The sequence below is a fragment of the Streptomyces sp. NPDC048664 genome (genome assembly GCF_040650555.1).
In the GTDB taxonomy this organism is placed as follows: domain Bacteria; phylum Actinomycetota; class Actinomycetes; order Streptomycetales; family Streptomycetaceae; genus Streptomyces.
In genome coordinates this window covers 1-18149 of sequence record NZ_JBEZHK010000018.1, presented here as the reverse complement: position 1 = coordinate 18149, position 18149 = coordinate 1, and the positions used below count along the sequence as shown (strand labels likewise).

The following is an 18149-nucleotide window of genomic DNA, read 5'->3' as shown; positions in this document are numbered from 1 at the left end:
GCGTGCGACGCGGATCCGATCACCCGGCGAAAGCTCTGACCGTGCGGCTGGAGATCCCCTCATGAAGACGACCGAAACCCCCGCTCCGGTCCCGGCCGAGTCCGGCGCCCCCGCGCCCGCCCCCGGGACCGGGGCCCCGGCCGGGCGGCCGCCCCGCAAGGAGCGGGAGGGCGCCGTCCTCAACGCCTTCTCGCACGGCATCCTCGTCCTGTGGGCGTTCATGGTCGTCCTGCCGCTGCTGTGGGCCGTGATGACGTCCTTCAAGGACGACAACGCGATCTTCAGCTCGCCCTGGGCGCTGCCGGACCGGCTCCACTTCGACAACTGGGCGCGGGCCTGGACCGACGCCAACATGAGCGGCTACTTCCTGAACACCGTCCTGGTGGTCGGCGGCTCGCTCGTCGGCACGCTGGTGCTGGGCTCGATGGCGGCCTACGTGCTGGCGCGCTTCGAGTTCCCCGGCAACCGGTTCATCTACTACCTGTTCGTCGGCGGCATGAGCTTCCCGATCATGCTGGCGCTGGTCCCGCTGTTCTACGTGGTGAACAACATGGGGCTGCTGAACACCATCCACGGTCTGATCCTGGTCTACATCGCCTACTCGCTGCCGTTCACGGTGTTCTTCCTGACGGCGTTCTTCCGCACGCTGCCGACCTCGGTGGCGGAGGCCGCCTTCATGGACGGGGCCTCGCACACCCGCACGTTCTTCCAGATCATGCTGCCGATGGCGAAGCCGGGGCTGATCAGCGTGGGGATCTTCAACTTCCTCGGCCAGTGGAACCAGTACATGCTGCCGACGGTCCTGAACACCGACCCCGACAAGCACGTCCTGACCCAGGGCCTGGTGCAGCTCGCCGCCAGCCAGGGCTACAAGGGCGACTGGTCCGGGCTCTTCGCGGGACTGGTGATGGCGATGCTCCCGGTGCTCGCGGCGTACGTCGTCTTCCAGCGGCAGGTGGTGTCGGGACTGACCGCGGGGGCACTGAAGTGACCAAAGTCTCGGTGTGATGCGAACCGGACCGCGAACCGGTTCGTCCTGAGCCGCCCGCGGCGGCGGAACCGGAAGCTACGGAACGGATGTGTCCGTCTCGTACAGATGTGCGCCTGGGGCCCTGGATGCGGCTCAACCTCTTGACGGGAGGCGACCCGAACGGCTCAGCTTAGAGTTCACTTGTTGGACATAGGCGGGGCCTCATCGAGGCGGTCCCGTGCTCAGGAGGTCGTCGTGGAGACTCCAGGGTCGCAGTCGTCGCTGCACCGAGCCAACCTGGAGCGGGTCGTACGCGCCGTGCGGCTGGCCGGATCCCTCACCCAGGCGGAGATCGCGAGGACGACGGGCCTGTCCGCGGCGACGGTCTCCAACATCGTTCGGGAGCTGAAGGACGGCGGAACCGTCGAGGTCACGCCCACGTCGGCGGGTGGCCGCAGGGCTCGCAGCGTCTCGCTGAGCGGCGACGCCGGGATCGTGATCGGCGTCGACTTCGGGCACACGCATCTGCGGGTAGCGGTCGGCAACCTCGCCCACCAGGTCCTCGCCGAGGAGGCCGAGCCGCTGGATGTGGACTCCTCCGCCGCGCAGGGCTTCGACCGGGCGGAACGCCTGGTCAGCAGGCTGATCGAGGCGACCGGCGTGGACCGTTCCAAGATCGCCGGGGTGGGCCTGGGCGTGCCCGGCCCGATCGACGTCGAGTCGGGCACGCTGGGGTCCACCGCGATCCTCCCGGGCTGGACCGGGGCCAAGCCCGCCGAGGAGCTGCGGGGGCGGCTCGGCGTGCCGGTCTCCGTGGACAACGACGCCAACCTCGGCGCCCTCGGCGAGCTGGTCTGGGGCAGCGGCAGGGGAGTGCGGGACCTCGCGTACATCAAGGTCGCGAGCGGTGTCGGCGCCGGTCTGGTGATAGAGGGCAAGATCTACCGGGGCCCGGGCGGGACGGCCGGGGAGATCGGGCACATCACCCTCGACGAGTCGGGCCCCGTGTGCCGCTGCGGCAACCGCGGCTGCCTGGAGACGTTCACGGCGGCGCGCTACGTCCTGCCGCTGCTCCAGCCCGGTCACGGAGCCGACCTGACGATGGAGGGCGTGGTCAAGCTGGCGCGGGACGGCGACCCGGGCTGCCGCCGGGTGATCGCCGACGTCGGCCGGCACATCGGCAGCGGCGTGGCCAACCTCTGCAATCTGCTCAACCCCAGCCGTGTCGTCCTCGGCGGCGACCTCGCCGAGGCCGGTGAGCTGGTCCTCGGGCCCATCAGGGAGTCCGTGGGCCGGTACGCCATCCCCAGCGCGGCCCGCCAGTTGTCGGTCCTCCCGGGGGCGCTCGGAGGCCGTGCGGAGGTGCTCGGGGCGCTGGCTCTCGCCCTCAGTGAGATGGGTGATTCGACCCTTTTGGAGGGAAGTCTCCCGTCCGCCACTCCTGCCTTCACTTAGAGAACGGATGGCACCGTTGCCATCTCGTTAAGGATTTACTTCTTGACGTCGCACGTGTGGCCGAGTTGACTTCCAGCCACCTCGGCCGCAACGACGCGGCCTCGTCAGGGAGGTTTCTGAAGTGAACACGCGTATGCGTCGTGCGGCCTTCGCCGTTGCTGCTGGTGCCATGGCCGTCTCGCTGGCCGCCTGTGGCAGCGCCAAGCAGTCGAACGGCAGCTCTTCCCCGTCCTCGGGTGCCAAGAAGGGCGACAACATCAAGGTGGGTCTGCTCCTTCCGGAGAACAAGACCGCCCGGTACGAGAAGTTCGACAAGCCCCTGATCGAGAAGAAGATCAAGGACCTGACCGGCGGCAAGGCCACGCTGGAGTACAACAACGCCCGGCAGGACGCGAACCTCCAGGCCCAGCAGGTCGACACCATGATCACGGACAAGGTCGACGTCCTGATCATCGACGCCGTCGACTCCAAGGCCATCGCCAACTCGGTGAAGAAGGCCAACGACCAGGGCATCCCGGTCGTGGCGTACGACCGCCTGGCCGAGGGTCCCATCAAGGCGTACACGTCGTTCGACAACACCACGGTCGGCAAGACGCAGGGCACCGCGCTCCTCCAGGCGCTCGGCTCCAAGGCCAAGTCCGGCAAGATCGTCATGATGAACGGCGCCGTGACCGACCCCAACGCCGCCCAGTTCAAGGCCGGTGCGCACTCCGTCCTCGACGGCAAGGTCAACGTCGGCAAGGAGTTCGACACCAAGGAGTGGTCGCCGGACAACGCCAACTCCAACATGGAGACGGCGATCACGGCGCTCGGCCGCAAGAACATCATCGGCGTCTACTCCGCCAACGACGGCATGGCCGGCGGCATCATCACCGCCCTCAAGGCCGCCGGCATCACCAACATCCCGGTGACCGGCCAGGACGCCGACCTCGCGGGTGTCCAGCGCATCGTCACGGGCGAGCAGTACATGAGCGTCTACAAGTCCTACCCGCAGGAGGCGGACATCGCGGCGCAGATGGCCGTCGCGCTGGCGCAGGGCAAGTCGCTCGACTCGATCGCGAAGACCAAGGTCGACAGCCCCACCGTCAAGCAGGTCCCCTCGGTCCTCGTCCCGGTCGTCTCCCTGACCAAGTCCAACATCAAGGACACGGTCGTCAAGGAGGGCATCTACACCCTCGACGAGATCTGCACCGGGCAGTACAAGGCCGCCTGCGCGAAGGCCGGCCTGAAGTAGCCCGACCGCGGCCCTTTCCCCGTACCGCGATTCGTCCTTGAATCCCCGTACGGGGCAGGCGCGCACAAGCTCCGCCGGCGCCCCGCGCTCATCAGCCCCGCAAGCTCGCTCGCGGGGTGCCGGACGGAACATCCCCCAACTTCTGCACAACCTCCCGCCGGGTCAGGCGGCGAAGGAGATGGTTCACGTGTCCGCTACGCCCGTGCTGGCGTTGCGCGGGGTCTCCAAGCGGTTCGGTGCCGTTCAGGCGCTCACCGACGTAGAGCTTGAGGTCCACGCCGGTGAGGTGGTCGCCCTGGTCGGCGACAACGGCGCCGGAAAGTCCACGCTGGTCAAGACGATCGCCGGCGTGCACCCCATCGATGAGGGCGCCATCGAATGGGAAGGCAGGCCCGTCCAGATCGCCAGGCCTCACGACGCCCAGAGCCTCGGCATCGCGACCGTCTACCAGGACCTCGCGCTGTGCGACAACATCGACGTCGTCGGGAACCTGTTCCTGGGCCGTGAGCTGACCAGGCGCGGCATCCTCGACGAGGTCGAGATGGAGCGGCGCGCCCGCGAGTTGCTGACCACGCTGTCGATCCGGATCCCCAGCGTCCGCATCCCGATCGCCTCGCTCTCCGGCGGTCAGCGCCAGACCGTGGCCATCGCCCGTTCGATGCTCGGCGAGCCCAAGCTGGTCATCCTGGACGAGCCCACCGCCGCACTCGGCGTCGAGCAGACCGCCCAGGTCCTCGACCTGGTCGAGCGGCTGCGCGAGCGCGGCCACGCCGTGATCCTCATCAGCCACAACATGGCCGACGTGAAGGCCGTGGCGGACAAGGTCGCGGTGCTCCGCCTCGGCCGCAACAACGGCGTCTTCGAGGTGAAGACCACCTCGCAGGAGGAGATCATCTCCGCCATCACCGGCGCCACCGACAACGCGGTGACCCGCCGTGCGGCGCGCACCAACGGGGAGGCTTCCCAGTGAGCATCGAAAAGACCTCCGAGGCGCCCAAGGACGTCCCCGCCGCCCGGAACCCCGAGGCCGCGGCCGCCGCGGTCACCGCGGTCGACCCCCGGCTCCTCGTGCGGGAGCAGGGCTTCGCCGGCTACCTGGGCGAGTTCAAGCGCAAGATGCGCGCCGGCGACCTCGGCTCCCTGCCGGTCGTGGTCGGCCTGGTCGCCATCTGCGTCATCTTCCAGAGCCTCAACTCGGCCTTCCTGTCCGCCCAGAACCTGAGCGACATCACCATCTCGATGGTCGGCACGGGCATGATCTCGGTCGGCATCGTCTTCGTCCTGCTGCTCGGCGAGATCGACCTGTCGGTCGGCTCGGTCAGCGGCGCGGCCAGCGCCCTCGCGGCCGTCTGCGCCGTCAACCAGGGCTGGCCCGAGTGGGCGGCGGTGCTCGTCGCCGTATTCGCGGGCGCGGCCATCGGCGCGCTGCACGGCTTCTTCTTCGCCGTCCTCGGCGCCCCCGCCTTCGCCGTGACCCTGGCGGGCCTGCTGTTCTGGCTGGGCTTCATGCTCCAGGTGCTGGGCTCCGACGGAACCATCAACCTGAACAGCGACGGCTTCATCGGCCAGCTGACCACGTACTTCTTCTCCGACGTGGCCGCCGCCTACGGTCTGGCCGCCGTCGTGGTCGTCGTGTTCTTCGTCACCTCCTTCCTCGGCAACCGCCGTCGTGAGGCCGTCGGCGTGCCGTCCCGGCCGCTGAGCGAGACGGTCCTGCGGACGGTCCTGCTCGCCGTGGTCTCCTTCGCCGCGGCCTACATGTACAACCAGTACAAGGGCCTGCCGCTGGCCACCGTGATCTTCCTGGCCTTCCTGGTCCTCACGGACTTCGTGCTCCGCCGCACGGCGTACGGCCGCAAGATCTTCGCGCTCGGCGGCAGCGTCGAGGCCTCGCGCCGTGCCGGTATCAACGTCACGGCCGTGCGGATCTCGGTCTTCGCGATCTCCGGGTTCTTCGCGGCGGTCGGCGGCCTGTTCCTGGCCTCCAAGATCGCCTCGGCCAACCAGAGCGCCGGCACCGGTGACCTGCTGATGAACGCCATCGCGGCGGCCGTCATCGGCGGCACCAGCCTCTTCGGCGGCCGGGGCCGCACGTGGAACGCGCTGCTGGGTGTGCTGGTGATCGTCTCGATCCAGTACGGGCTCCAGCTGGAGTCCATCGCCGAGCCGGTGAAGTACATGATCACCGCGGGTGTCCTGCTCACCACCGTGGTGATCGACTCGGTCACCCGCAAGACGCAGAAGACGGCGGGGCGGGCGTAACGCTCGCGCCGGGGCCGCGGGCCAAGCAGCCCGCGCCCCTGCCGGAGCGCCCGTCCGGGGTGCTCCGGCCCCTCGTCCCGACCCGCGCCCGGTGCCGCCCTGCGGTGCCGGGCGCGGTCATGTCGTGGGCCGCACAAGATCCGTAGCGACGGAACATTAGACTCGACTGGCCCGGCAAGCTCGACACAGCTCAACGCAAGGAGGCACGGGTGCCGCTGCTGACCCGCATCACGGGACCGCGCGATCTGGACCGGCTCAGCCTGGAGCAGCTGGACCAGCTGGCCGAGGAGATCCGGACCTTCCTCGTCGGGGCTGTTTCCAAGACCGGCGGCCACCTCGGGCCCAACCTCGGCGTGGTCGAGCTCACCATCGCCCTGCACCGCGTCTTCGACTCTCCCAAGGACAAGGTCCTCTTCGACACGGGCCACCAGTCCTACGTCCACAAGCTGCTCACCGGCCGTCAGGACTTCTCCGGGCTGCGCTCCAAGGGCGGCCTGTCCGGCTACCCCTCGCGCGCCGAGTCCGCGCACGACGTCATCGAGAACTCGCACGCCTCCACGGTCCTCGGCTGGGCCGACGGCCTCGCCAAGGCCAACGAGCTGCTGGAGAACGACAGCCACGTGGTCGCCGTCATCGGCGACGGCGCCCTCACCGGCGGCATGGCCTGGGAGGCGCTCAACAACATCGCCGACGCCAAGGACCGCCCGCTGGTCATCGTCGTCAACGACAACGAGCGCTCGTACTCTCCCACCATCGGCGGCCTCGCCAACCACCTGGCCACCCTGCGCACCACGGACGGCTACGAGAAGTTCCTGGCCCGCACCCGGGAGGTGCTGGAGCGCACGCCCGTCGTCGGCAGGCCGCTCTACGAGACCCTGCACGGCGCCAAGAAGGGCCTGAAGGACTTCATCGCCCCGCAGGGCATGTTCGAGGACCTGGGCCTGAAGTACGTCGGCCCGATCGACGGACACGACATCGAGGCCCTGGAGTCCGCCCTGGCCCGCGCCAAGCGGTTCGGCGGCCCGGTCATCGTGCACTGCCTCACCGAGAAGGGCCGCGGCTACAAGCCCGCCGAGCAGGACGAGGCCGACCGCTTCCACGGCATCGGCCCGATCCACCCCGACACCGGCCTGCCCATCAAGGCCGCCGCCGCGAGCTGGACCTCCGTCTTCGGCGACGAGATGGTCAAGCTCGGCCGGGAGCGCGAGGACATCGTCGCCATCACCGCGGCGATGCTGCACCCCGTGGGTCTGAAGAAGTTCGCGGACGCCTTCCCGAACCGGATCTACGACGTCGGCATCGCCGAGCAGCACGCCGCGGTCTCCGCCGCGGGCCTGGCGACCGGCGGCCTGCACCCCGTGTTCGCGGTGTACGCGACGTTCCTCAACCGCGCCTTCGACCAGGTCCTCATGGACGTCGCCCTGCACCGGTGCGGCGTGACCTTCGTGCTCGACCGGGCCGGCGTCACCGGCGACGACGGCGCCTCGCACAACGGCATGTGGGACATGTCGATGCTCCAGATCGTGCCGGGCCTCAGGATCGCCGCCCCGCGCGACGCCGAGCAGCTGCGCGCCCAGCTGCGCGAGGCCGTCGAGGTGGACGACGCCCCGACCGTGCTGCGCTACTCCAAGGGCGTCGTCGGACCCGCCGTGCCCGCGGTCGCCACGGTCGGCGGCATGGACGTCCTGCGCAGGGCGGACGCCCCGGTCCCGGACGTGCTGCTGGTCTCCGTCGGCGCGCTCGCGCCCATGTGCCTGGAGATCGCGGACCTGCTCGACAAGCAGGGCATCTCCACCACCGTCGTGGACCCCCGCTGGGTCAAGCCGGTGGACGAGGCGCTCGCCCCGCTCGCCGCCCGGCACCGGGTGGTCGTCACCGTGGAGGACAACTCCCGCGTCGGCGGTGTCGGCTCGGCTATCGCGCAGGCGCTGCGGGACGCGGGCGTCGACGTGCCGCTGCGGGACTTCGGCATCCCGCCGCGCTTCCTCGACCACGCCCAGCGCAAGGAGGTCATGGCCGAGATCGGCCTGACCGCGCCGGACATCGCCCGCCAGGTCACCGGGCTCGTCGCCAGGCTCGACGGGCGGTTCGACCGCGCGGACGCCGCGCAGACCGCGGACCCGGTGGACTCCGCACGCGACTGACGGGGCCGAATGGTCCCTCTTGGGCCGGTTTCTCCATCTTTACGGTGGGGGAACCGGCCCATTTGCGTGAATCCACACCCGGCGGGGAACACGTTGTGCACCCCCTCCCGATAATGTCGGGGCGACGGCCGTGGGAGGTACGCCGTGAGCAGGACTCTCTTCCGGACGAAGAACGTCGAGCAGTCGATCCGGGACACCGAGGAACCGGAGCACGCGCTCAAGAAGACCCTCTCGGCCCTCGACCTGACCGTGTTCGGTGTCGGTGTCATCATCGGCACCGGCATCTTCGTCCTGACCGGCAAGGTGGCCAAGGAGAACGCGGGCCCGGCCGTCTCCCTGTCGTTCGTGATCGCCGGCGTCGTGTGCGCGCTCGCCGCGCTCTGCTACGCGGAGTTCGCCTCGACGGTCCCGGTCGCCGGAAGCGCGTACACCTTCTCGTACGCCACCCTCGGCGAACTGCCCGCCTGGATCATCGGCTGGGACCTGGTCCTGGAGTTCGCGCTCGGCACGGCGGTGGTGGCCGTCGGCTGGTCGGGCTACATCCGCTCCCTGCTGGACAACGCGGGCTGGCACCTGCCGGACTACCTCGGCAGCCGGGACGGGGCGCACGGATTCGGCTTCGACATCCTCGCCGCGGCGCTGGTCCTCGTGCTCACCGCCGTCCTCGTCGTGGGCGTCAAACTCTCCGCCCGGGTCACCCAGGTCGTCGTCGCCGTCAAGGTGACCGTGGTGCTGATCGTGATCATCGGGGGTGCCTTCTTCGTCAGCGGTGCCAACTACTCGCCGTTCGTCCCCCCGTCGCAGCCGGTGGCCGCGGCGGGCTCGCTCAAGGCTCCGCTGATCCAGCTGATGTTCGGCTTCACCCCGTCGAGCTTCGGCGTGCTCGGCATCTTCACCGCGGCGTCCGTGGTCTTCTTCGCCTTCATCGGCTTCGACATCGTCGCGACGACGGCGGAGGAGACCAAGAACCCGCAGCGCGACATGCCGCGCGGCATCATCGGATCGCTGGTCGTCTGCACGGTGCTGTACGTGGCGGTGTCGATCGTGGTCACCGGGATGGAGCGCTACTCGAAGCTGTCCGTGGACGCGCCGCTCGCCGACGCCTTCAAGGCCCTCGGGCATCCCTGGTTCGCCGGGGTGATCAGCTTCGGCGCGGCGGTCGGGCTGACGACCGTGTGCATGATCCTGCTGCTCGGGCAGACCCGGATCTTCTTCGCGATGAGCCGGGACGGACTGCTGCCCCGCTTCTTCTCCCATGTCCACCCCCGGTTCAAGACCCCGCACCGGCCGACCGTGCTGCTGGGCGGGGTCATCGCCGTCATCGCGGGCTTCACGAGCCTGAGCGAGCTGGCCGAACTGGTGAACATCGGCACGCTGTTCGCCTTCGTGGTCGTCGCGATCGGTGTCGTGATCCTGCGGCGGACGCGGCCGGATCTGCCGCGGTCCTTCCGGACGCCGCTCGTGCCGGTGATTCCGGCGCTGTCGGTGTGCGCCTCGCTGTGGCTGATGCTCAACCTGCCGACGGAGACATGGCTGCGGTTCGTGGTGTGGCTCGCCCTGGGCGTCATCCTGTACTGCTGCTACGGCCGCCGCCACAGCCGCCTGGCGACCCGCAACAAGTCCTAGGCGCGGCGGAGCCCGTGAGGCGCCGCGACGGGCCCGTGGACGGCGTCGCACGCTCAGGGGCCGAGGGGCAGGGGCGCGCGGGAGCCGCGCGGAGTGCCGTGACGCGCGCTGCGGATGGCAGCGCGCGCCCAGGGGCCGGGTGCCAGGGGCGCGGGGAACCGCGCGACGGGCCCGTGGACGGTGTCGGAGTCTCGGGAGCCGTGTGCCGGAGCCGTCGGCGACAGGACGGTCAGGAGGGCGTCACCGCACGGTGCGAGGGCCCGTGACCTCCGCCCCCAGCGCCCGTACCCGCTCCCGCAGCTCGCGGTCCGCCGTCACCACCAGCACCCGCCGTCCCACCGCCTCCGCGACCAGCTCGACCACCCGGTCGTCCCCGCTCCCGCGTGCCGACTCCACCCGCACCCCCCGTACGGAGGACACCCCCCGCGCCGCGCCCTCCACCACGAGCACCGTCTCCACCGGCCCGGGACACCCCGGCACCCCGTCCTCGGCGCACCGCGCCAGCCGGTCCCGCAGCCGTTCCGCGGCGCCCCTGCGATCCCGCCACCAGCCGTCCGGCACCGATCCGACCACGTTCGCGGCGTCCACGACCAGCAACGTCGGCGCGTCCTCTTCCTGCGACATGCACCCAGCCTGGCACGGCCCCGCGCATACAGTGGACCGGTGAACGGCAACTGGTTCGTGCGCGGGCGCGACGGCCTCCTCAGCGTCTACATGCCGGCGGGCGACGCCCTCCTGTGCCGCGCGGAGAGCCGGCCCGGCGGTTCCTGGGAGCAGCCCCGGCGGATGGGCGGCGACCAGCGCCTGCACCCCGGCCCCGCGATCGGACAGGGCCCCGACGGCTACGCCCACCTGGCCGCCTGGCGGCCCACCGCGCCGGGTGAGTCCTGCCTGGTGCACTCCACCCACTTCCGGCCCCGCCTCTTCGCCCTGGACTGGCACCCCGTCGGCCACCCGGACGGGACGGGCGACCGCACCGGGCCTCCGGCGGTGGCCGTGGACGCCGATGGCCGCGCCCACATCTTCGTCCGCGCCCGGGGCGGCGGCGTCGGCATGGTCGCCCAGAAGGAGCGCGGCGGCTGGAGCGGCTGGCACGACCTCGGCGGCCGGGGCGCGCACGAGGAACTCGCCGCGGTGACCGGCGGTTCGGGCCGGGTCGAGCTGTACGCCACCACGGCCGAGGGCATCCTGCGCTGGCACCAGCCAAAACCGGGCGCGGCGCCGACCCTGTGCGAGGCGATCGAGGTGCGGGTGGCGCCGGGCACGCTGACGGTGCTGACCACGTCCAAGGAGCACACCACCCTGTTCTTCGCGGACCCCGAGGGCATGCTGCACGCCTGGCGTCCGGGCGGTGACCCGGTCCCGCTGCTGCGCGCCGCGGGGGCGGGACCGGTGGCGGCGTCGCGCTGCGCCGTCGACGGCCACGACTGCGTGCTCCTCGCCCAGCGTTCGGACTCCGGCCGGGTGGTCCTCGCCGCGTGCCCCACCGAACAGGAGTCGGCGGGCCTGTGGTGGAGCGAGTCGGGCCCTCACCTGCCCGGCGGAACGCGGGTCGCGCTGGCCGAGGACGCCGGGGGACGGGTGGTCGCCGCGAGCCTGACACCGGACGGCGACCTGCGGGTGGCCCGTCAGAACGACGAGCCGGGGCTGGCGCTGGCGCCCTGGCAGCCGGTGTGAGTCCGGCAGCGGCGTAGGGAGGACGGGGGAGGACACGCGAGAGGGCCCCGCCGAAGCGAGGCCCTCCGCGTGGTGTCCGGCTACGTCACGCGGGAACGGACGCCACGCCGTTCTCCAGGAACGTCTTGCCGTTGACGCGCTCCGAGACGCCCTCACGGTCCAGGTACGGCGTGACGCCGCCCAGGTGGAAGGGCCAGCCGGCGCCCGTGATCAGGCACAGGTCGATGTCCTGCGCCTCGGCGACGACGCCCTCGTCCAGCATCAGGCCGATCTCCTGCGCCACCGCGTCCAGGACGCGGGCACGGACCTGCTCCTCCGTCAGGACGGTGTCGCCCTGCTTCAGCAGCGCGGCGACCTCGGGGTCCAGCTCCGGCTTGCCGGAGTCGTAGGTGTAGAAGCCGCGCTTGCCCGCCTCCACGACCGCCTTGAGGTTCGGGGAGACCGTGAAGCGGTCCGGGAAGGCCCTGTTGAGGGTCTCCGAGACATGCAGACCGATCGCGGGGCCGACCAGCTCCAGCAGGACCAGCGGGGACATCGGCAGGCCGAGCGGCTCGACCGCCTTCTCCGCCACGGCGACCGGGGTGCCCTCGTCGATGACGTTCTGGATCTCGCCCATGAAGCGGACCAGGATGCGGTTCACGACGAACGCCGGGGCGTCCTTGACCAGAACCGCCGTCTTCTTCAGCTTCCTCGCGACACCGAACGCGGTGGCCAGCGAGGCGTCGTCGGTCTGCTCGCCCCGGACGATCTCCAGCAGCGGCAGGATGGCGACGGGGTTGAAGAAGTGGAAGCCGACGACCCGCTCGGGGTTCTTCAGCTTCGACGCCATCTCCGACACCGACAGGGAGGAGGTGTTCGTGGCGAGGATCGCGTGTGCCGGGGCGACGGCCTCGACCTCGGCGAACACCTTCTGCTTGACGGACATCTCCTCGAACACGGCCTCGATGATGAAGTCCGCGTCCGCGAAGCCCTCGGCCTTGTCCAGGACGCCGGACACCAGCGCCTTGAGGCGGTTGGCCTTGTCCTGGTTGACGCGGCCCTTGCCGAGCAGCTTGTCGATCTCGGCGTGGACGTAGCCCACACCCTTGTCGACACGCTCCTGGTCGATGTCCGTGAGGACGACCGGGACCTCCAGGCGGCGCAGGAACAGCAGCGCCAGCTGCGAGGCCATCAGACCGGCGCCGACGACGCCGACCTTGGTGACCGGGCGGGCCAGGCTCTTGTCCGGGGCGCCCGCCGGGCGCTTGCCGCGCTTCTGCACCAGGTTGAAGGCGTAGATGCCGGAGCGGAGCTCGCCACCCATGATCAGGTCCGCGAGGGCCTGGTCCTCGGCGTCGAAGCCCTGCTGCAGGTCGCCGTTCTTGGCCGCGGCGATGATGTCGAGCGCGCGGTAGGCGGCCGGGGCCGCGCCGTGCACCTTGCCGTCGGCGATGAAGCGGCCCCGCGCGACGGCCTGGTCCCAGCCCTCGCCGCGGTCGATCTCCGGGCGCTCGACCCGGATCTCGCCCTTGAGGACGGACGCCGTCCACAGCAGCGACTGCTCCAGGAAGTCGGCGCCCTCGAACAGGGCGTCCGCGATGCCCAGTTCGTGGACCTGCTTGCCCTTGAGCTGCTTGTTCTGGTTCAGGCTGTTCTCGATGATGACCGAGACGGCCTTGTCGGCGCCGATCAGGTTCGGCAGGAGCGCGCAGCCGCCCCAGCCGGGGACCAGACCGAGGAACACCTCGGGCAGGGAGAACGCCGGGATGGCCGCGGACACCGTGCGGTAGGTGCAGTGCAGGCCGACCTCGACGCCGCCGCCCATCGCCGCGCCGTTGTAGTACGCGAACGTCGGGACGGCCAGGTTCGCCAGACGCTTGAAGACCTCGTGGCCGCCCTTGCCGATGGCCAGCGCGTCCTTGTGCTCCTTGAGCAGCTCGACGCCCTTGAGGTCGGCGCCGACCGCGAAGATGAACGGCTTGCCGGTGATGCCGGCGCCGACGATGGAGCCCTCCGCGGCCTCCTTCTCCACCTGGTCGATCGCGGTGTTCAGGTTCGCGAGCGACTGGGGGCCGAAGGTGGTCGGCTTGGTGTGGTCCAGGCCGTTGTCGAGGGTGACCAGGGCGAAGCGCCCGGCGCCGCCCGGCAGGTCGAAGTGGCGTACGTGCGCCTGCGTGACGACCTCGCCGGGGAACAGCTCGGCCGCACCCTTCAGAAGCTCGGTGGTGGTGCTCACTTGTCCCCCTCGAAGTGCGGGTTCTCCCAGATGACCGTCGCGCCCATGCCGAGGCCGACGCACATGGTGGTGAGGCCGTAACGGACCTCGGGCTGCTCCTCGAACTGGCGGGCCAGCTGCGTCATCAGACGGACGCCGGAGGAGGCGAGCGGGTGGCCGTAGGCGATGGCGCCGCCGTACTGGTTGACGCGCGCGTCGTCGTCCGCGATGCCGTAGTGGTCCAGGAAGGCCAGGACCTGGATGGCGAACGCCTCGTTGATCTCGAAGAGACCGATGTCGGAGATGCTGAGCCCCGCCTGGGCGAGGGCCTTCTCCGTGGCCGGGATCGGGCCGTAGCCCATGACCTCGGGCTCGACGCCCGCGAAGGCGTAGGAGACCAGGCGCATCTTGACCGGCAGGTCGTGCTCGCGGGCGAAGTCCTCGGAGGCGATGATCGAGGCGGTGGCGCCGTCGTTCAGACCGGCCGCGTTGCCGGCGGTGACCCGGCCGTGGACGCGGAACGGCGTCTTGAGGTTCGCCAGGCTGTCCATCGTGGTGCCCGGGCGCATCGGCTCGTCGGCCGTGACCAGGCCCCAGCCCGTCTCGCCGCCCTCGGGGCTGGTGCGCCGCACGGAGATCGGCACCAGGTCCTGCTGGATCTTGCCGTTGGCGTACGCCTTGGCGGCCTTCTCCTGCGAGTTCACGGCGTACGCGTCGGTGCGCTGCTTGGTGATGTGCGGGTAGCGGTCGTGCAGGTTCTCCGCCGTCATGCCCATGAACATGGCGGACTGGTCGACCAGCTTCTCGCTCACGAAGCGCGGGTTCGGGTCCACGCCCTCGCCCATCGGGTGGCGGCCCATGTGCTCGACACCGCCGGCGATGACGGCGTCGTAGGCGCCGAAGGCGATCGAACCGGCGACGGACGTCACGGCGGTCAGGGCGCCGGCGCACATGCGGTCGATGGAGTAGCCCGGAACGGACTGCGGCAGGCCGGCCAGGATGCCGGCGGTACGGCCGAGGGTCAGGCCCTGGTCGCCGATCTGCGTGGTCGCGGCGATGGCGACCTCGTCGATCTTCTTCGGGTCGAGGGCCGGGTTGCGGCGCAGCAGCTCCCGGATCGCCTTCACGACGAGGTCGTCGGCCCGGGTCTCGTGGTAGATGCCCTTCGGGCCCGCCTTGCCGAACGGGGTGCGGACGCCGTCGACGAAGACGACGTCCCTGACGGTACGAGGCACGATGGCTCTCCTCCAGGGTGCGGGGTGGCACTGCTGCGGCGACGCGGCTGAGCGCGCGCTCAGGCCCCATGCTACTTACGGGTAACCAAGCTGCCCAGTCCCGAGGGGCCAAGCGGTGAAGGTCACACCACCGCGCCGGAGCGGAGCGCTCCCCGGCGCTCACCGCGAGGACGCGCGGACGGCGTGAGAAGGCCCGCGACTCCGCCGGGCGGCGCCCTGTGCCGGTGGTGTTCCGGAGGCGGGTACGGGAGGCTCCGGCACGGTCGGCGGCCGCGCCCTTCGGGTGGACGCGACGGCATCCCGACCTCGCGCCGAGCCCCGCGGCCGACGCTCAGGAGCCGGCCGCTACGCCCGAGGCGGCACCCGGAGCCGGCGGTCGCGCCTGAGCCAGGACGCCTCCGAGGGGGCGGCCCGCCCCCGCGTCCGGGGTCGGTGGTCCTGCCGAGTCCCCGGGCGTCGGGCCCGGGAGGGGAAGCTCGCCGGATCCCGCGAGCGCCGCGGCCGGCGCCCGGAGCCGATGGTCGTGCCGAGTCCTGGGTGTCTGGCCCGGGAGGGAGGCGCCGGATCCCGCGAGCCTCCCGGCCGGCGCTCAGGAGTCGGTGGTCGCGCCTGAGCTGGCGCCCGGGGTTGGTGGTCGTGCCGAGTCCCGGGCGTCGGGCCCGGAAGGGGGCTCGCCGGACCCCGCGAGTCCCGCGGCCGGCGCTCAGGAGCCGATCGCCGCGCCTGACCCGGCGCCCGGAGTCGGTGGTCGTGCCGAGTTCCGGGGTCGGGCCCGGGAGGGGCTCGTCGGGTTCTGGGGGCTCAGGTCTCGTCGGCCAGTGCCGTCACCAGGATCGGCGTGATCTGCTCGACCTGCCACGGCCGCGCCCCGTACCCGGCGAGTGCCGTGGCGACCGCGTCCGTGCCGCCGGGCTGCGGCGGCTCCCAGCACACCCGCCGCACCGTGTCCGGAGAGATCAGGTTCTCCTGCGGCATGTTCAGTTCCTCGGCCAGCGCCGACACCCCGGCCCGCGCGGCCGACAGTCGAGCCGCCGCGGCGGGGTCCTTGTCCGCCCAGGCACGCGGCGGCGGCGGACCGGTCACCGGCTGCCCGGGCTGCGGAAGCTCGGCCTCCGGCAGTCCCCGGGCCTGGTCGATCGCGGCCTGCCACTGCTCCAGCTGCCGGCGCCCCACCCGGTTCCCGAACCCGCCGAGCGCCGCGAGCGCGTGCACGTTCGGCGGCAGGGCCAGCGCCGCCTCGACGATCGCCGCGTCGGAGAGGACCTTGCCCGGCGACACGTCCCGGCGCTGGGCGATCCGGTCCCGGACCTGCCACAGCTCCCGCACGACGGCCATCTGGCGGCGCCGGCGCACCTTGTGCATCCCGGACGTGCGCCGCCAGGGGTCCTTGCGCGGCTCGGCCGGGGGTGCGGCGGCGATCGCGTCGAACTCCTGCCGGGCCCACTCCAGCTTGCCCTGCCGCTCCAGCTCCTTCTCCAGGGCGTCCCGCAGGTCGACCAGCAGTTCGACATCGAGGGCGGCGTAGCGCAGCCAGGGCTCGGGCAGGGGGCGCGTGGACCAGTCGACGGCGGAGTGCCCCTTCTCCAGGACGAAGCCGAGCACGTTCTCCACCATGGCGCCCAGCCCCACCCGGGGGAACCCGGCGAGGCGGCCGGCGAGCTCGGTGTCGAACAGGCTGGTGGGCACCATGCCTATCTCCCGCAGGCACGGCAGGTCCTGCGTGGCGGCGTGCAGCACCCACTCGACCCCGTCGAGCGCCTCGGACAGCTTCGACAGATCGGGACAGGCCACCGGGTCGATCAGCGCGCTGCCGGCACCCTCGCGGCGCAGCTGGATCAGATAGGCGCGCTGGCCGTACCGGTAGCCGGACGCGCGTTCGGCGTCCACGGCGACAGGGCCGGAGCCCGCGCCGAAGGCCGCGATCACCTCGGCGAGCGCGTCGGCGTCGGTGATCACGGGCGGAATGCCCTCTCGCGGTTCCAGCAGGGGGATCGGCGCCGGTTCGACGTCGTCCGGAGGGGCGCCTCCGGTGGTTCGCAGTGGGCTGTCTGCTGCGGTCTCTTGGGCGTCGGTCACCTGTCAAGGGTATCTGTGCAAGGAAGCCGCCCGCCGACGGAACGTTCCGTCGACGGGCGGTGAAGGGTCGCAAACCAGTCACGTGCCGTACATGCGGGGCGCACGCCGGGGGAGGGGCTTCGGGGGAACGGGCTTGAAAGGGATCTTCAACGGGCCGCGGTGGACGATCCGGACACGGTGGACGACCAGGTCGCGGGGGTGATCGGGATGCAGCGGTGGTGATCGGGAATCAGTGGATGATGCCGGTCCGCAGGGCCACCGCCACCATGCCGGCGCGGTCACCGGTGCCCAGTTTGCGGGCGATGCGGGCGAGGTGGCTCTTGACCGTCAGCGCCGACAGTCCCATCGAGACGCCGATCGCCTTGTTCGACTGGCCCTCGGCCACCAGGCGCAGCACCTCCACCTCGCGGCCGGACAGCTCGCGGTAGCCGCCCGGGTGGCTCGGGGCACCCGGGGGGCGGCGGTGCAGGCGCGCCGCGGCGGCGCCGATGGGGGCGGCACCGGGGCGGGTGGGGAGCCCGACGTTGGTGCGCGTACCGGTGACGACATAGCCCTTCACGCCGCCGGCCAGGGCGTTGCGGACCGCGCCGATGTCGTCGGCGGCGGACAGAGCCAGCCCGTTGGGCCAGCCGGCGGCGCGGGTCTCGGACAGGAGGGTGAGGCCGGAGCCGTCGGGGAGGTGGACGTCGGCGACGCAGATGTCGCGCGGGTTGCCGACGCGCGGCCGGGCCTCGGCGATGGACGACGCCTCGATGACGTCGCGCACCCCGAGCGCCCACAGGTGGCGGGTGACGGTGGAACGCACGCGAGGATCGGCCACGACGACCATCGCCGTCGGTTTGTTCGGACGGTAGGCGACCAGGCTTGCGGGCTGCTCGAGGAGAACGGACACCAGGCCTCCTGGGGGTGCGGGACGGGGCCGGCTCAGGGGATGAAGCCGGTACGAACCGTGCTTTCAAGGTCACAGTCGTCTTCGGCATCAGACTCGTGCTCCTTTAGGGAATGATCACGATTTGGTGAGTAACAATCCGTGCAATTCGGACGCACGAGCGATCACCCGAAGATCAAGTCGGTGCGGTCCCTTGTCGATATGAGGCCGAAAGTGGCCGTATCGACAAAGAGATGGCAAGGGGTGTCCGCCGACGGGTGCATGCGACTTGACGTGTGCCGCGGCGCCGCCGCGAGCGGCGCCGGACACGGCGAAGGGCGGTGCCGCACACCGTGTGCGGCGGCCCCCCAGGCCCGGGGGGTGGGGGGGTGAGGTGAGGGGGGGGGT

At 71.1% G+C, this 18149-nt stretch carries 13 protein-coding genes; 8 read left to right on the top strand and 5 right to left on the bottom strand.

The window, feature by feature from the left end; translation table 11 throughout:
* Nucleotides 1–61: 61 nt before the first annotated feature.
* From AB0C59_RS20230 to AB0C59_RS20200, 7 genes are all read left to right on the top strand, one after another.
* Entirely contained in the window at nt 62–991 is a 930-nt protein-coding gene (locus AB0C59_RS20230; RefSeq protein WP_363006410.1) for a carbohydrate ABC transporter permease, read from the top strand.
* Between the two features lie 234 nt (nt 992–1225).
* The gene (locus AB0C59_RS20225; RefSeq protein ID WP_363006408.1) at nt 1226–2425 is read left to right on the top strand and encodes an ROK family transcriptional regulator; all 1200 of its coding nucleotides are present in this window, start codon (nt 1226–1228) and stop codon (nt 2423–2425) included.
* 133 nt (nt 2426–2558) lie between these two features.
* The gene (locus AB0C59_RS20220; protein ID WP_363006621.1) at nt 2559–3659 is read left to right on the top strand and encodes a substrate-binding domain-containing protein; all 1101 of its coding nucleotides are present in this window, start codon (nt 2559–2561) and stop codon (nt 3657–3659) included.
* A 178-nt stretch (nt 3660–3837) separates the two neighbouring features.
* Nucleotides 3838–4629 (top strand): ATP-binding cassette domain-containing protein, encoded by a 792-nt coding sequence (locus AB0C59_RS20215; protein WP_363006406.1) that lies wholly within the window; start codon nt 3838–3840, stop codon nt 4627–4629.
* Nucleotides 4626–5921, top strand: coding sequence for a sugar ABC transporter permease (locus tag AB0C59_RS20210; protein WP_363006404.1), 1296 nt, complete (start codon nt 4626–4628; stop codon nt 5919–5921). The genes AB0C59_RS20215 and AB0C59_RS20210 overlap by 4 nt, the downstream gene beginning before the upstream one ends.
* Nucleotides 5922–6130: 209 nt before the next feature.
* Nucleotides 6131–8065 (top strand): 1-deoxy-D-xylulose-5-phosphate synthase, encoded by a 1935-nt coding sequence (gene dxs, locus AB0C59_RS20205; RefSeq protein ID WP_363006402.1) that lies wholly within the window; start codon nt 6131–6133, stop codon nt 8063–8065.
* 144 nt (nt 8066–8209) lie between these two features.
* Complete coding sequence (locus tag AB0C59_RS20200; protein WP_363006400.1) at nt 8210–9691, top strand: amino acid permease; 1482 nt, start codon at nt 8210–8212, stop codon at nt 9689–9691.
* 240 nt (nt 9692–9931) lie between these two features.
* Here the strand turns inward: AB0C59_RS20200 and AB0C59_RS20195 are convergent, their stop codons facing one another.
* Complete coding sequence (locus AB0C59_RS20195) at nt 9932–10315, bottom strand: NTP pyrophosphohydrolase (RefSeq protein ID WP_363006398.1); 384 nt, start codon at nt 10313–10315, stop codon at nt 9932–9934.
* A 39-nt stretch (nt 10316–10354) separates the two neighbouring features.
* Between AB0C59_RS20195 and AB0C59_RS20190 the strand changes: the two genes are divergently transcribed.
* Nucleotides 10355–11368: a hypothetical protein gene (locus tag AB0C59_RS20190; RefSeq protein WP_363006396.1), complete on the top strand. Its 1014-nt coding sequence runs from the start codon at nt 10355–10357 to the stop codon at nt 11366–11368.
* A gap of 85 nt (nt 11369–11453) precedes the next feature.
* On the opposite strand, the gene AB0C59_RS20185 is transcribed toward AB0C59_RS20190, so the two are convergent.
* The 4 genes from AB0C59_RS20185 to AB0C59_RS20170 form a co-directional block, all read right to left on the bottom strand.
* Complete coding sequence (locus tag AB0C59_RS20185; protein WP_363006394.1) at nt 11454–13583, bottom strand: 3-hydroxyacyl-CoA dehydrogenase NAD-binding domain-containing protein; 2130 nt, start codon at nt 13581–13583, stop codon at nt 11454–11456.
* Nucleotides 13580–14797 (bottom strand): acetyl-CoA C-acyltransferase, encoded by a 1218-nt coding sequence (locus AB0C59_RS20180; protein ID WP_363006392.1) that lies wholly within the window; start codon nt 14795–14797, stop codon nt 13580–13582. The genes AB0C59_RS20185 and AB0C59_RS20180 overlap by 4 nt, the downstream gene beginning before the upstream one ends.
* Nucleotides 14798–15598: 801 nt before the next feature.
* Nucleotides 15599–16873, bottom strand: a complete 1275-nt coding sequence (locus tag AB0C59_RS20175; protein WP_363006390.1) for a ribonuclease D — start codon at nt 16871–16873, stop codon at nt 15599–15601.
* A 229-nt stretch (nt 16874–17102) separates the two neighbouring features.
* Nucleotides 17103–17765, bottom strand: a complete 663-nt coding sequence (locus AB0C59_RS20170; protein ID WP_067229335.1) for a response regulator transcription factor — start codon at nt 17763–17765, stop codon at nt 17103–17105.
* Nucleotides 17766–18149: the final 384 nt, after the last annotated feature.